Origin of the sequence: Cellulophaga sp. F20128, assembly GCF_023015805.1 — a bacterium.
GTDB lineage: Bacteria > Bacteroidota > Bacteroidia > Flavobacteriales > Flavobacteriaceae > Cellulophaga.
Window position 1 is genome coordinate 160,440 of record NZ_JALKBA010000007.1, and the last position, 15,221, is coordinate 175,660.

The window sequence follows — 15,221 nt, forward strand, 5'->3', positions numbered from 1 at the left end:
ACAGCCATATGAAATATTATATAATTGCTGGTGAAGCATCTGGTGACTTGCACGGATCCAATCTAATTAAAGCATTAAAAGCTAAGGATACTTCTGCCGATATTAGATGCTGGGGAGGCGATTTAATGCAACAGGCTGGCGGCACTTTGGTGAAGCATTATAAAAGTATGGCTTTTATGGGATTTATTGAAGTCCTTGCTAATATTTCTAAGATTTCTAAAAATCTAAAATTTTGCAAGGCTGATATTGAGGCCTTTCACCCTGATGCCATAATTTTTATTGATTATTCTGGATTTAACCTGCGTATTGCAAAATGGGCAAAACAACACAATTACCGCACAAATTACTATATTTCACCGCAAATCTGGGCTTCTCGAGAAAGTAGAATAAAAAATATAAAACGAGATATAGATGCAATGCACGTTATTCTTCCCTTTGAAAAAGATTTTTACGAAGGCAAGCACAATTATCCAGTACATTTTGTAGGACATCCATTACTAGATGCTATCCAACTGATAAAAGTTCCAAATACCACTACCTTCAGAACTAAAAATAAATTAGATTTAAAAAAACCCATCATTGCGCTATTGCCGGGAAGTAGGAAACAAGAGGTTGAAAAAATGTTACACACTATGTTGTCCGTTACCAAATCATTTCCCGATTATCAATTTGTTATCGCCGGAGCCCCTAGCTTGGATTTAGATTTCTACGAGCCGTTTCTAAAAAATCCACAAGTGGGCTTTGTGGCGAACCAAACCTATGATTTATTATCCTTATCAACTGCAGCCTTAGTTACCAGCGGAACCGCCACATTGGAAACAGCCTTATTTAAAGTTCCACAAGTTGTTTGCTACAAAGCGCATTGGCTCTCTTATTTTATTGCCAAACAAATCATCACCTTAAAATATATTTCATTGGTGAATTTAATTATGGATCGCGAAGTGATTAAAGAACTCATTCAGTCTCATTTAACTACTAAAAACCTACGTTCAGAATTAAAGAACATTCTATCTGAGGAGAAGCGAAAAATAATGTTTGAGGATTATTATCTGCTTGAAAAAAAATTAGGAGGAATAGGTGCTAGTGAAAAAGCAGCAGCCCTGATTTTTAGCCACACAACCTTAAATAACAGCAATACTCAATAAAATTTACTAATTTTGATACCCAAGGGTCCTTAATTTCACTTGGAATGATTCGAAAAGCAACATTTATTCTCCTTATTCTAACACTTAGTAGTAGCTGTGTTTCAAAAAAGAAAACAACCTATGCCAAAGAACGCAAGGTAACTGTTGCTGGCTCTAGTACAACGAACCCGGAAAGCAAAAGAGAGGAATCCGAAGCCAACCAAACCGCTGATCAAATTATAAACTCTGCCCTTGCCTTTTCTGGTGTTCCTTATAAGTTTGGAGGAACAACAAAAAAAGGAATGGATTGTTCTGGCCTTTTATTTGTAGCTTTTGGTGAAAATGATGTTCCCTTGCCACGGGTATCCTACCATATGGCAAATGAAGGCAAGCAAATACGCGTACGTGATGTAGCAAAAGGGGATTTACTCTTTTTTAAAACCACAAAATCTGGAAAAAGGATCAACCATGTTGGTTTAGTGGTCGCTATAGATGACGATGATATAAAATTCATCCACTCTAGTAGTTCTAGAGGTGTTATTGTATCTTCTTTACGAGAAGGTTTCTGGAACTCCGCCTTTATAAAAGCAACCCGGGTCTTATAACGATGAAACCTTTCCATTACATTTCAGTAAAATTAGCGTTGTGCTTAATTACTGGAATACTCCTTGGTAATTTTTTAAAGCCATCCCTCTTTAACAGTATGCTCTTTTTGGGAGTGTTTTTAGCACTACTTACCTTTGCATTTTTTAAAGCCAAGAGAAACTCCATTGCTTTTGGTGTTATCAGTGGCCTTACTGTCATTGTGTTAGGCCTATTTCTAATTACAAAATCTAATCCAAAGAACAATCCAAATCATTATACCAATACGGAAAATAAACATCAGAATGTATGGCATGTTAAGATTTCCGAAGTACTACGGCCAACCAATTTTTCTCAGCGCTATATAGCAGAAATTCTTAGTATTAACCCAACTAAGGAAGTTGGAAAATTACTACTAAGCATACAAATAGATAGTAGTACCCAAGTATTACATATTGACGACCAAATACTAATTAACAGCACTCTTGAAGAAATTCACAAACCTTTAAACCCCTATCAGTTCAATTACTCAGATTATATGAATGGATTGGGAGTGTATCATCAACTCCAATGCACGGCTAAAAACATCACCCTAACCCAGAACCCGTTTATTACCAGTAAAGGTATTGCCGCTAACACCAGAAACAATATTATAGGGAAACTTGAAGTAGCTAACTTTGGCAACGAAGAACTAAGTATCATTAAAGCCCTGCTCCTAGGTCAACGCCATGATATTGATCCAGAAATAGTATCAGCCTATAAAAATGCAGGAGCCATCCACATCCTTGCTTTGTCAGGACTTCATATAGGCATACTCTTGTTATTGTTGCAGTTTTTACTGAAACCTTTGGAACGATTACCCAAAGGAAGAACCCTAAAATTAGTTGTCATTGTAGTCCTTTTATGGGGATTTGCAGTTTTAGCCGGACTGTCAGACTCCTTAGTAAGAGCGGTAACAATGTTTACTTTTGTGGCCTACGCACTATATTTAAACCGGCCAACAAGTACTTTTAACATTCTTGCCTTATCCTTGTTTTTTATTTTACTTATTAAACCAATCCTTTTATTTTCAGTTGGCTTACAAATGAGTTATGCTGCTGTTTTCTCTATTGTACTTTTTATTCCCTATTTTCAAAAATTATGGCAGCCAAAGTATTGGATAACTCGTAAAATATGGCAATTAATGAGCGTTAGTATTGCTGCACAATTAGGCGTTCTACCCATTAGCCTCTTTTATTTTCATCAGTTTCCAAGTTTATTTTTTATTTCGAACTTACTTATTATTCCTTTTCTTGGACTGATATTAGGATTGGGAATCCTGGTTATTTTTCTATCGATATTTAACATTCTTCCGCCTTTTTTAGCCAATTGGTACAATGCTATAATTCATGTCATGAATGGTATTATAAAATGGGTATCTACACAAGAAACCTTTCTCTACAGTGAAATTTCTTTTGATAGGCCACAATTAATCTTAGGGTATGTAATTCTTATATTACTACTATCCTTTTTGGCTAAAAAGAGTTTTAAAAGGGTTACGCTTTTATTAGCTAGCCTTATTCTTTTTCAAGGGTGGATTGTTTATTCTCATTGGAAAGCAAGCACAAAAGAATCTCTTATCCTATGGCATCAAAATAGAAATACAATTTTGATACACCAGTTAGGTAAAAAAATAACAAGCTTTTCCAATCATGACCAAATCCATAAAAAAGTTCTACGAGATTATCGGATTGCAGAACGTATTGACACCATAAGACAAAAAAAATTGCAAAATAATTACACTTACAAAAACAACAATTTAGTCCTAATAGACAGTCTTGGTATCTACCCTAAGAACTTGAGTTCCATCACTGTTTTACTGACCCAATCGCCAGAAATAAATTTAGATCGCTTTATTAAAGAAACAAACCCAAAATTGATACTAGCTGATGGCAGTAACTACAAAAGTGCTATTGCAGGTTGGAAGCGAACATGTGCAAAAAGAAAAATCCCTTTCTATTATACTGGTACCGAAGGGTTTTATACTTTTGATTAATATATAACTTACAGTGAGCAACAACCTATTTAGAAGAGAAGTAATACTAGCACAATTACAAAGTACAAAAAACTGGGATGTAATTATTATTGGCGGAGGTGCAACGGGTTTAGGGACTGCTCTAGATAGTACAACCAGAGGGTACAAGACCCTTTTATTAGAACAGATAGATTTTGCCAAAGGCACTTCTAGTAGAAGTACAAAACTGGTTCATGGCGGCGTACGTTATTTAGCACAAGGCAATATTGATTTGGTTCGGGAAGCTTTGCACGAAAGGGGGCTTCTGTTTCAAAATGCACCACATTTGGTTAGCAACCTCACTTTTATCATCCCAAATTATAAATGGCGGGGAACTTTCCTATACACAATTGGCCTAAAGATTTATGATATGTTGGCCGGAAAATTGAGTTTAGGAAAATCTAAAAGAATTTCCAAAAAACAAACCATTTCTAAACTTCAAACAATTAAAACCAGAGGATTAAAGGGTGGTGTTTTGTATCATGACGGTCAATTTGACGATGCGAGGTTGGCAGTAAATATTGCTCAAACCTGCATAGAAAAAGGGGCTACCGTTTTAAATCATTTTAAGGTAATTGAATTACTTAAAAACAATAAGGGCTCCATAAACGGTGTTGTTGTTCAGGACACTGAAACCAAAGCAACATACCGCCTAAATGCAAATGCCGTTATTAATGCCACGGGAGTTTTTACCGATGATATTTTACAAATGGACAATCCATTGTCTAAAAATTTAGTACGTCCTAGCCAAGGTATTCACTTGGTATTGGACAAATCATTTTTACCTGGAGAATCGGCTATTATGATTCCAAAAACAACTGATGGTCGCGTATTATTTTTGGTGCCTTGGCATAACAGAATTGTTGTAGGCACAACAGACACCCTTTTAAATAGTCATAGTTTAGAACCGAAACCATTGGAGGAAGAGGTGAATTTTATACTGGAAACCACCAATCACTATTTAAACAAAAGCGTTGGCAGAAAAGATGTACTAAGTATCTTTTCAGGACTAAGACCACTGGCTGCTCCAAAAGATAAATCAGCCAAAACAAAAGAAATTTCGAGAAGCCACAAAATTATTGTTTCAAATTCTGGTTTAATTACAATTACTGGTGGAAAATGGACCACCTACCGAAAAATGGCACAAGATACCATTGACAAGGCTATAAAATTAGGAAAGTTAAACAAGCAACCGTGCATCACACATCATTTAAAACTGCATGGAGCTACGGCCAATCCTTATAAAAAAAACCACCTGTCTTTTTATGGCACTGATGAAACAGGAATTCTTAAACTAATCCAAGAAACACCCAGTTTAGCAGAAAAATTACACCACAACCTGGAATTTCTAAAGGCAGAGGTTGTTTGGGCTATTAGAAATGAGATGGCAAGAACTGTTGAAGATGTTTTGGCTAGACGGGTGCGCCTATTATTTTTAGATTCACACGCCGCCCTAGAAGTCGCTCCACTGGTTGCCGATATTTTAGCAGTAGAATTGCATAAGGATGAAATATGGAAACAACAGCAGCTAGAAGAATTTAAAACGGTAGCAGCAAATTATATGCTATAAAAAAATCCTTTTTACCGCGAACAGTAAAAAGGATTTTCTAATCTTAAAAAGAATCTTTTTTATCGAATACCGTGCATCATTTTTATTAATGTTTTATTCAAAATCAACATTAATATTCCAGCTCCAATAGGTATTAAAGTAAATATCATAAAGAAAAAGGCCAACCCTTTTTCTTCAAGAATTGGATCCATATAACTCCCTGTAATACCAGCTGCTGTATTTGCAATAAAATTTGCTACAAACCATACCCCAAACATTAAACCTACAAGTTTAACAGGAGCTAGCTTGCTAACATAAGAAAGTCCTACTGGAGACACACAAAGTTCTCCTAGCGTATGGAATAGGTAAGCAAAAACCAAGAACATCATACTCACTGAAGCTGTTTTAGCCCCTAAAGGTATTGTTGTTGATCCATATGCCAAAATACCAAAACCAAGTCCTAGTAAAATAAGGCCAATTGCAAATTTCACTGGTCCGGTAGGATTGTATTTACTTTGCCATAATTTAGAAAACAATGGCGCAAATGCGATAATAAAGAAAGAGTTTAATATCCCAAACCAAGATGCCTTAACCTCTGCAACATCTGCATTAAATTCTCTAACCAACATCCAAATTACAATACCCCAGATAATAACAAAACTGGTCCCGAGTAGCAAATTGGAAAGTGAATATTTTGAAAAAGTTTGTTTAAACAACATTCCCAGAACCCACGTAATAATTATCATTGGTACTATAGTAAGTATGGTATTAAACACTTTAAACATCATAGCTCCGTCACCTACTAATAGTCTATCTGTATAGTCTGCAGCAAAAATGGTCATAGAACCACCTGCCTGCTCAAAAGCCCACCAAAAGAAGATTGTAAAAAAGGCGAGTACGCCTATTACAATTAACCGATCTCTAGTAACCTTTGAAGATTGTACTTCTTTCACAACCTCCTTAGTATCTTCTAAAGAACTTTCTAAGGCATCATCAAAATCTTTGGTTTTAATAGGCGAAAGTCCTATTCGTCCAAAAATCTCCTGAGCGAAATAAAATTGTAACATCCCAAAGAACATAAAGATACCTGCCAAACCAAATCCATAATGCCAACCAACAGATTCTCCAATATAACCACATAATAAAATTCCTAAAAAGGCCCCAGCATTTATCCCCATATAGAAAATAGTATAACCCGCATCCTTTTCTTTTCCTTGGTTTTTATACAATTGACCAACCATCGAAGAAATATTAGGCTTAAATAATCCATTACCTACAATCAAAAGTCCTAGTCCTACGAAGAAAAACGGATCTGAAAATACTTCTAATGCCATAGAGGCATGCCCTAAGGTCATTAACAAGGCACCTAATACTACCGCGTTACGATACCCCATAAGCTTGTCAGCAATTAATCCTCCAAAAATTGGTGTAATATATACTAGCCCTGTATACCAACCGTACAAAACTAAGGCCTCAGCCCTTTCCCAGCCCCAACCTTCATCTAAAACTGAAGAAACTAAGAATAAAACTAATAAGGCACGCATTCCGTAGTAAGAAAAGCGCTCCCACATTTCAGTAAAAAACAATACAAATAACCCAGATGGGTGTCCTAATACTGTTTTTTGGTTGGTTTCAGATCCTCCGTATTTAAATTCCATAATTAAGTTTGGTTTATATTTTTAATTAATATCTATTGAAAAAGTATTTTCAACTTACATATGTTCCTAAACATATTTGAAAGTCTTACAGACTGACTATTTAAATAGCCTTCCAAGTTTACTAATATTTTTGCTAAAATAGCAAACTTTTTCTCTAAAATACTGAAATTAGCCCACCAACTATAGTATGAACTTCAAACCAAAAACATTAATGCATAATGTTTATCTTTGAATCTTGAAACAAACCATATATGATTACCCCAATTGAAGGATTTTCAAAACTCACCAAAGAAGAAAAAATAAACTGGATTGCAGCCAATTACACCACTAATCCCGAAAACACAAAAGCTTTTTTAAAAGTGTATTGGAACAGTGATTTGCAATTGCAAAAGTTACATGATGAATTTATAGAAAACACCATTTCCAATTACTATCTTCCTTTAGGTATTGCACCCAACTTTTTAATTAACAACAAATTATATGCCATTCCAATGGCTATTGAAGAAAGCTCTGTTGTTGCAGCCGCTAGTAAAGCCGCTAAATTTTGGCTGGGTCGTGGCGGATTTAAAACGACAGTTTTAGGTACAGAAAAAGTGGGTCAAGTCCATTTTATCTATACGGGTGACGCTAAAAAATTAGAACGGTTTTTTATCCTCATAAAACCAGTGCTATTTAGTGAAACGGCCGAACTTACAGCAAGTATGAAAAAGCGGGGTGGCGGAATTACTAAAATAGAACTGCGAAACAAAACCAATGAGCTCGCTAATTATTATCAACTCCATTGCACTTTTGAGACCTTAGATGCAATGGGCGCCAATTTTATAAATTCCTGCCTAGAACAATTTGCCAAAACTTTAAAAAAAGAAGCTTTACTTTTTTCAGCATTCGATGCAACTGAAAAAAACATAGAAATTGTAATGAGTATTTTATCCAACTACGTACCCAATTGCCTTGTTAGGGCAGAGGTTAGTTGTAAAATTGAAGAGTTACAAGAAAACCCAAATATATCTTCGGAGAAACTGGCCCAAAAAATAGTACAAGCGGTTACTATAGCTAAAGTAGAGCCTTACAGAGCCGTAACCCATAACAAAGGGATTATGAATGGCATTGATGCCGTTATATTAGCAACGGGTAACGACTTTAGAGCCATTGAAGCAGGGATACATGCATATGCAAGCAGATCTGGCAGCTACACAAGCTTAACAGATGCGAGCATTGAAAATGGTATTTTTAAATTCTGGATAGAAATCCCAATGGCATTAGGAACTGTAGGTGGTTTAACCAATCTACATCCCTTAGTAAAAATAGCTTTAGAAATATTACAAAAACCAACAGCAGAGGAGTTGATGCAAATAGTTGCTGTAGCGGGCTTGGCTCAAAACTTTGCTGCCTTACGCTCCTTAGTAACTACAGGAATACAAGAAGGGCATATGAAAATGCACCTCCTAAACATCCTTAACCAATTGGGCGCCACTGAAACTGAAAAGGAACAGTTAACCACCTATTTTAAAACACATACAGTTACCCATAGTGCCGTGGCTTCTGCTTATAACAAATTAAAAAATGACTAAGGAGTTTTACAGCAATGGAAAATTATTACTTACTGGAGAATATGCTGTGCTTGATGGTGCACTTAGTTTAGCAGTACCTACCAAGTATGGACAATACATGACTGTCACAAGAAGAGCAGATAAGCTCCTTTTGTGGAAAAGCTATGATCATAAAAATTCGATTTGGTTTGATGTTGGTTTTGACCGGGACACCATAGCCTTAGTTCATCAAGAAAATAGGTCGTCAGTTTGGCATGAAATAGCAAAAACACTACAGTCCATTCTTAAAGAGGCCAAGAAATTAAATCCCAATTTTTTACAAGACAAACAAGGTTATACCATAGAAACAAAATTGACTTTCCCTAGAAATTGGGGACTGGGATCTTCATCTACCCTAATCAATAATATTGCACAGTGGGCAAAAGTGGATGCCTTTTTATTGGTTAAAAACACCATGGGAGGCAGTGGATATGATATTGCTTGTGCGCAAAACAACGAGCCTATTTTTTACCAAAAACAAGGGGACATACCTAGCGTAACAATTGCTGCGTTTAAGCCTGAATTTGTTTCAAATCTCTTTTTTGTACATCTGAACAGAAAACAAAACAGTAGGGAAGCGATTGCGGCCTACCGACAGTGCTTATTTGACAAAAAAGAACTACTTACAGCTATTAGCGCTTTAACAAAAAAAATTGCAAGTGCAGAGAATCTAAAGCAGTTTGAAACTCTTATAACGGCACATGAGGAAATCCTATCTGAGGTACTACAAATTCCAACGGTAAAAAAACAATTGTTTCCGGACTATAAAGGAAGCATAAAAAGTCTTGGCGCTTGGGGAGGCGACTTTATATTAGCTACAGGTGCCACAGAGGCAACTGCTTATTTTAAAGGCAAAGGCTACCCAACCATACTTAGTTATGCTCATATGATTAAATAAAAAAAGGCCTCACTAAGTGAGGCCTTTTTTTTATTTAATCCTTATCGCTATCAATTAGTAAAATATAGCTCTATTATCTTCAATGGTTGCTGCATCTTTTAATGCAGTATACACATCACCATTTACTCTACTTGCAGCGGTTGACTGTACCATATTTGCGTAGGTACTATAGTTCTCTAATATAGGAGCCTCCAATTTTTTTGTTACGGTCACAATAAAAACACCTGTTTCACCCTCTAACAAACCGGTTGATTCACCTTCATTCAATCCAAAGGCATTTCCAATAACAAAAGCCTCTCTACCCGCACCAGGTATTGTTGGGGATTTCATTGTTATTGCACTTGCTGTTGACGCTGAAACCTTATTATCTGTAGCAAATTCTTCTAATGATTTTCCAGTGTTTGCCGCTATTATCTGTGCCGCCTTTTTCTGTTTTCTTATTTTAGGCAATACCAAAACTGAAGCATCTTCAGCAGACATAACTCCTGCTGCATATTTACCAGTTAATTGCACTACTGCATATCCATTATTCACAGAAAAACGCTTGATATCTCCAACCTTAGAATCATCGTTAAAAGCCCATTGAACAATTGCTCTCTGTGCCGATAAGCCAGGTAGGCTTTCATCCAATTCTTTAATTTTATTTACAGGTCTCGCGATATAATTTCTTTCCTTTGATAATTCTAAAAATGATTTATCCGCAGCTTTGGCGTCTACTTCAAATTTAGAAGCATCCGTAAACAAACCGTTAATAGTTTCTTCTGAAGAATCAATCTCTCTAGCCAATGTTGCTAGCTGAACAACATCTTGCTTAGCATCTACTTTTACAATATGAAATCCAAACTCAGTTTCAATTAATCCAATATGCCCTACCTTATTTCCAAAAGCAAAGTCATTGAATACAGGAGTCATTGTCCCTTCTTCAAAATATCCCAAATCTCCACCTCGTGGTGCCGAAGGTCCATCTGAGTTTTCACGTGCTAAAACAACAAAATCAGCTCCTGCTTTCTTTGCTTCTCTTAACATTTCATCTGCTACCTTCTTTGCTTCTTCTTTAGTTCTTGTCACCTTAGGGTCTACTCTTTCAGCACCTTCCCATGCAATTAAAATATGGCTAGCCTTTACAGAACCATTTTCCTTTTTGTTGACCATTTTTGAAACCTTAAAATAATCACCATCTCTATATGGCCCATAAACTTCACCTACACCCAAGGTCATTAGGGTATCTGCAAATTTAGCGGGTAAGCTATTTTTTGCTTTATAAATAGAATCAAATTTTATATCTGAATTACGATCTAAAAAGGCAGCAACATCTGTTGTATTTTTAAACCCTAAAATAGTATCATTGTATTCTACTTTATCATTCAAAAGACTTACTACCATATCTTTTACAGCATTTTCATCTTCTAAAGATGCCTTTTCTTCAAAGTAAACAAATTGAAAATCTCTAGCATTATCTTGCTTGTATTCTTCCTTATGTTGATTAATAAAGGCCGTAATTTCACTTTTACTTACTGCAATAGAACTATCTGCAATAGAAGTATAAGGTACTCTTGCATATTTAATGTCTATTTTATCATTTGCCAATTTGTAATCTAACTCTCCTTCTTTTAAAGTAGCGCCTAAACCAGCTTTAACTAAATTAAAATAAGTCTGTTCCTTTGCTATTTGCATAATAGCTTGCTCTTGTTCTAACCACAAAGCATATTGACCAGGACTATTGTCCTTTAATGTGCTAATAAACTCTCTAAATTTAAATTCATCAAAAGCCCCATTTTCATTTTGGTATTGTGGGTTTTGAGCAAAATTAGGATTAGATGCAATAAAGTTGATAATTTGATCTTGCTCTATACCAATGCCCAACTCATCAAATTCTTCGCTTAAAATAGCACTTCTTACTTCTTGATCCCAAACACTATTAACAACCTGCATAGAAGTTGCTCCAGACCCAAATCGATTCGAGGCACTTTCTACCTTTCGTCTAAAATCGTCTATAGAAATATCGGTGCCATTAACTTCGGCCACGGTAGATCCTGTTTTTGCACCAGAAAAACCATCTGCTGTAAATATCCCAGATACAACAAATGCAAATAATGCCATCCCAATAATTAAAATAAGTATTGTTGTTCTTTTTCTTATGTTCTCTAAAATCGCCATTCTATAAAAGGTTTAAAATCAGTGCGCAAAATTACCATTTCTTTTTGGGAATTAAAATTTAAATTTTATCGAATTTTAATTCCCCGAAAAACTACTCTTTTTCAAGTATATGTAGGCTTACCAAATCTATTTTGGTATTGGACACTTCTAGTATTTTAAAATTGAAGTTTTCTATTTTAATTTCTGAATCTTTTTCAGGTATTTTTCCGGTTTCATTAACGATTAAGCCACCAAGCGTCTCATATTCATCACTTTCTGGAAGCTCTAATTTGTAGTTTTCATTAATATAATCTACATCCAAACGCGCTGAAAATTTATAGGTAGTTTCATCAATTTGATGCTCTACTAAATCTGTAGAATCATGTTCATCTTCTATTTCTCCAAACAATTCTTCTACAATATCTTCTACGGTCATTATCCCAGAAGTACCTCCATACTCATCCAAAACAACCGCTACGCTTTTTCTTTTTTTAATTAAAACATCTAATATATTACTTACCAACATCGTTTCTGGAACAAATTCTAAAGGCAATAAAATACTTTTAATGGTTTTTGGTTTTTTAAAAAGCTCAAAAGAATGTACATAGCCTATAATGTCATCCACGGTATCTTTATAGACCATTATTTTAGACAATCCGGTATCTGTAAATAATTTTGTTAAGTTTTTTGGTGTTTCATGCAGTTCTACGGCTATAATTTCTGTTCTTGGCACCATAACCTCCCGTGCCTTCACCGCCGCAAATTCCAATGCATTTTGGAAAATCTGAATTTCCGAATCAACCACATCTTCCATAGCAACTGTTTCTAGTTGTTCTGTAATATAATCGCCCAACTCAACCTTACTAAATGCAAGCTGACTATGATCACCATCCGTTTTAAAGAATACTTTCAATACAAAGTCTGACACCCTTATCACAAAGTTGGAAATCCAAGAAAAAATAATATAGAAAAAATAGGCAGGTATTGCCAACGCCTTTAAAAAAGAATTTGCATAAATCTGAAAAAGCACTTTGGGTAAAAACTCTGCTGTAATTAATATAACTAGGGTAGAAACAATTGTTTGGGCCACTAACCCAAAATCTGTTAATAGGACATCTAAAAAACCACTCCCAGTTGGCAGCATTCCAGTGAACCAAGTCATCAGTAAATCTCCCATATACATACCGTACACAACCAAAGCGATATTATTACCAATAAGCATGGTGGCAATAAACTTTGAAGGCTTATATGTTAATTTAGATAATACGGTAGATAAAATCCCTTCTTGTTTTTTCTCTATTTCTAAGTGGATTCTATTCGCTGAAATAAAAGCAATCTCCATGCCTGAAAAAAAAGCCGAAAAGAGTAATGATAAAACTATAATAACTATAGAGGTGCCCACTATTATGAGTTATTGTCTTGTTTTCTTTTTTCAAATTTTTTCCTGTAATGTCTACGAAAAGCAAACATCCCAATAGAAACCACTGCAAAGAAAACAAAGGTGTAAAATTCTTCACCAGCACTCCACAATGCATAAATTTGATATAGGGATATAATAGCTACTGCTAAATATAAAAACTCCGTATACTTTAATATTTTCATCATAATTCCTCGTTATCTTTAAATGTTTTTACTCCCGTTGTTTTATGGGCATTTACTTTGGTTAACTTTTCATCCGAATCGAAGCCCGTACCCAGCATGACAGATTCATCTTCAGGATTTACAAACTCAAACTTTTCTTGTGTAAATATCCATTTATTTATTTGATCATAATACAATTGTGGCGTTTTAAACTGTTTTCCATCATAGGTATTAATAACCACATTTCCATGCAAACTTATCAATTTTGTTGAAGTATAACTAATACCATAATCGGCCGTAATTACACTTTTTTTATTTTTTTCATCGTAGATATCTACTTGCAGCCCTTTTGGAAAAACGTTTCTGGGAAAACTAAGATTGTCATAATCCTCCATAACTGCCGCTGTTAAAACCGCCTGTACCTTAGTCACTGTTGCTTCTGCATTTTTAACGGGTTCTTGGGTTTCTGTATAGGTAAACACCAAATCTTTAGCGACCCCCTGGGGATACACCACCTTTTGTGCTTCATCACCCACGCGCTTATAGTTATCCTTGCACGAAAAAAGCATTGCCATACAAAATATGACAATGCTTTTAAATAAACTATATGTTTTTATAATTCTCATCTTATAGGTTAGGCACCTTTACACTACCACCAACCCAACAGTTAAACTTAACTGTTTTGCCTTGCATATTGTTTGAAAAGATATCCGTTCTTGACGGCGCTCTATCATTATATGCTTTGGCTGTTGCTGATGCCTTATAGCTTAAAGATGGATCTACTCTACCTGCTTTTCTAGCCAATTCAGCCGCTTTCCAGTTAATCGCTAATTTCTCGAACTTCGTAGAACCACATTCATTTGCACTAGAACCTACAGCACTAGCCATTAATAAATATGCATTTCCATTAGAAGGGTCAAAATTTAAAGACTGTTGTGCGTATTTATAGGAAGTAGCTTTATTTATTCTACTATAACTAGCCGCTATTTTATATAAAATTTTAGACTTTTTATATGGATCTGTCTCTAACTCACTTGCCTTAGTGAAATCTTGTAAAGCTCCACTTTTATCCCCTTCCTTTAATTTTAAAGCCGCAGAATAAACATACGCATTTGCCGAAGGTTCCATAGCCAATTGTCTTTGAAACAATTTTTTAAACATTTCAGAATCCAAACATTCCTTATTAAACATTCTACTTACTGCTCTTTTTACCCACTCTAAGTCATCTTGTTTTGCGTCAAAATTCTTCTCGTACAAGGGAATCAAGTTCTCACAATCTGCTAAACTTCCTAGTTTAACATCCATATTATTTGCAACAATACCGTACTTTTCAGAATTTTGAGTGTCTGCATCCAATTGACTTTTCTCAGCTTTTGTAATGGTACCAGCATCTTCTTTAACCAACAATTTAGCTATTCTATCTGTAACCTCTTTGTTTATTTCCTCGATTTTTTGAGATAAATCATCATAAAGGTCAAAAACGGTTTGCAACTCTTGCTTACCTTCTTTATGTAAATCTACCAAACTTTTAAAGTATAGGAATAATGCTCCAGTATTTTTAAAATTCTTTCCGTCTTCTCTAAAGGCAGTGTTTAAATCGTTATACAATTCCTCGGTAGTAGACATATCTTCACTAGACTTCAGCATTGCCTTATCAATAAGACGATCTGCCTTGGTACTGTGTTTTGTAGGGAAATATTTTCCCCAATTATCATACAAGCCTAAAAGGGTATTTACTAAAGCGGTTCTTTCTGCCCCAGTAGCGCTTTTTAGTTTATGTTTTAAAATATATTCACCATAAACATAGTTCGCAAAGTGATAATCTGGACATGTTTCATAGACCATTTTCCAAGGCTCATAAGCAGCATCGAAGTTTTTCACTTTTACGTGTTCATTGTAAATAGAAAGGTTATTTCTACATTCCGTATCATCCACAGCCGCAGCCGTGCCTTCTTGTGCATTACTTACACCCATAACGCTTAAAAAAGCAATCGCTATATAGTAAAGTTTCTTTTTCATCTTAATTGGTTTTTATATAAATGGTTATTACT

At 35.2% G+C, this 15,221-nt stretch carries 12 protein-coding genes; 6 read left to right on the forward strand and 6 right to left on the reverse strand.

Annotation, left to right across the window (positions count from 1 at the left end; translation table 11 throughout):
* Positions 1-8: 8 nt before the first annotated feature.
* Genes lpxB through MWU65_RS09210 form a run of 4 tightly spaced genes read left to right on the forward strand, consistent with a single transcriptional unit; the run spans position 9 to position 5,329 of the window.
* On the forward strand, positions 9-1,145 hold the full coding sequence (gene lpxB / locus MWU65_RS09195; RefSeq protein ID WP_247077217.1) for a lipid-A-disaccharide synthase: 1,137 nt from the start codon (positions 9-11) through the stop codon (positions 1,143-1,145).
* Positions 1,146-1,189: 44 nt separating this feature from the next.
* On the forward strand, positions 1,190-1,729 hold the full coding sequence (locus MWU65_RS09200) for a C40 family peptidase (RefSeq protein ID WP_247077218.1): 540 nt from the start codon (positions 1,190-1,192) through the stop codon (positions 1,727-1,729).
* A gap of 2 nt (positions 1,730-1,731) precedes the next feature.
* On the forward strand, positions 1,732-3,741 hold the full coding sequence (locus tag MWU65_RS09205; RefSeq protein ID WP_247077219.1) for a ComEC/Rec2 family competence protein: 2,010 nt from the start codon (positions 1,732-1,734) through the stop codon (positions 3,739-3,741).
* A 13-nt stretch (positions 3,742-3,754) separates the two neighbouring features.
* Positions 3,755-5,329: a glycerol-3-phosphate dehydrogenase/oxidase gene (locus MWU65_RS09210; protein ID WP_247077220.1), complete on the forward strand. Its 1,575-nt coding sequence runs from the start codon at positions 3,755-3,757 to the stop codon at positions 5,327-5,329.
* A 59-nt stretch (positions 5,330-5,388) separates the two neighbouring features.
* On the opposite strand, the gene MWU65_RS09215 is transcribed toward MWU65_RS09210, so the two are convergent.
* Positions 5,389-6,966 carry a peptide MFS transporter gene (locus MWU65_RS09215; RefSeq protein ID WP_247077222.1) on the reverse strand — a complete coding sequence of 526 codons (1,578 nt, stop codon included), beginning with the start codon at positions 6,964-6,966 and terminating at the stop codon, positions 5,389-5,391.
* A gap of 251 nt (positions 6,967-7,217) precedes the next feature.
* Between MWU65_RS09215 and MWU65_RS09220 the strand changes: the two genes are divergently transcribed.
* Both MWU65_RS09220 and MWU65_RS09225 read left to right on the forward strand, forming a co-directional pair.
* Entirely contained in the window at positions 7,218-8,537 is a 1,320-nt protein-coding gene (locus MWU65_RS09220) for a hydroxymethylglutaryl-CoA reductase, degradative (protein ID WP_247077224.1), read from the forward strand.
* Complete coding sequence (locus MWU65_RS09225) at positions 8,530-9,453, forward strand: GYDIA family GHMP kinase (RefSeq protein ID WP_247077226.1); 924 nt, start codon at positions 8,530-8,532, stop codon at positions 9,451-9,453. The genes MWU65_RS09220 and MWU65_RS09225 overlap by 8 nt, the downstream gene beginning before the upstream one ends.
* Positions 9,454-9,507: 54 nt before the next feature.
* Here MWU65_RS09225 and MWU65_RS09230 read toward each other — a convergent pair whose 3' ends face one another.
* The 5 genes from MWU65_RS09230 to MWU65_RS09250 form a co-directional block, all read right to left on the reverse strand.
* Positions 9,508-11,610, reverse strand: a complete 2,103-nt coding sequence (locus MWU65_RS09230) for a peptidylprolyl isomerase (protein WP_247077228.1) — start codon at positions 11,608-11,610, stop codon at positions 9,508-9,510.
* A gap of 91 nt (positions 11,611-11,701) precedes the next feature.
* Positions 11,702-12,991 (reverse strand): hemolysin family protein, encoded by a 1,290-nt coding sequence (locus MWU65_RS09235; RefSeq protein WP_247077230.1) that lies wholly within the window; start codon positions 12,989-12,991, stop codon positions 11,702-11,704.
* 2 nt (positions 12,992-12,993) lie between these two features.
* Positions 12,994-13,194: a hypothetical protein gene (locus tag MWU65_RS09240; RefSeq protein ID WP_247077231.1), complete on the reverse strand. Its 201-nt coding sequence runs from the start codon at positions 13,192-13,194 to the stop codon at positions 12,994-12,996.
* Positions 13,191-13,796 carry an LPS export ABC transporter periplasmic protein LptC gene (lptC, locus tag MWU65_RS09245; protein ID WP_247077233.1) on the reverse strand — a complete coding sequence of 202 codons (606 nt, stop codon included), beginning with the start codon at positions 13,794-13,796 and terminating at the stop codon, positions 13,191-13,193. Before lptC ends, MWU65_RS09240 begins: the two co-directional genes overlap by 4 nt.
* 1 nt (position 13,797) lies before the next feature.
* On the reverse strand, positions 13,798-15,189 hold the full coding sequence (locus MWU65_RS09250; RefSeq protein WP_247077235.1) for a hypothetical protein: 1,392 nt from the start codon (positions 15,187-15,189) through the stop codon (positions 13,798-13,800).
* Positions 15,190-15,221 lie beyond the last annotated feature (32 nt).

Excerpts from the sequence above, each read along its gene's own strand:
- lptC (WP_247077233.1), bottom strand. The coding sequence starts at position 13,796 with ATGAGAATTATAAAAACATATAGTTTATTTAAAAGCATTGTCATATTT.
- MWU65_RS09205 (WP_247077219.1), top strand. The coding sequence starts at position 1,732 with ATGAAACCTTTCCATTACATTTCAGTAAAATTAGCGTTGTGCTTAATT.
- MWU65_RS09250 (WP_247077235.1), bottom strand. The coding sequence starts at position 15,189 with ATGAAAAAGAAACTTTACTATATAGCGATTGCTTTTTTAAGCGTTATG.
- MWU65_RS09225 (WP_247077226.1), top strand. The coding sequence starts at position 8,530 with ATGACTAAGGAGTTTTACAGCAATGGAAAATTATTACTTACTGGAGAA.
- MWU65_RS09200 (WP_247077218.1), top strand. The coding sequence starts at position 1,190 with ATGATTCGAAAAGCAACATTTATTCTCCTTATTCTAACACTTAGTAGT.
- MWU65_RS09230 (WP_247077228.1), bottom strand. The coding sequence starts at position 11,610 with ATGGCGATTTTAGAGAACATAAGAAAAAGAACAACAATACTTATTTTA.
- lpxB (WP_247077217.1), top strand. The coding sequence starts at position 9 with ATGAAATATTATATAATTGCTGGTGAAGCATCTGGTGACTTGCACGGA.
- MWU65_RS09215 (WP_247077222.1), bottom strand. The coding sequence starts at position 6,966 with ATGGAATTTAAATACGGAGGATCTGAAACCAACCAAAAAACAGTATTA.
- MWU65_RS09240 (WP_247077231.1), bottom strand. The coding sequence starts at position 13,194 with ATGATGAAAATATTAAAGTATACGGAGTTTTTATATTTAGCAGTAGCT.
- MWU65_RS09220 (WP_247077224.1), top strand. The coding sequence starts at position 7,218 with ATGATTACCCCAATTGAAGGATTTTCAAAACTCACCAAAGAAGAAAAA.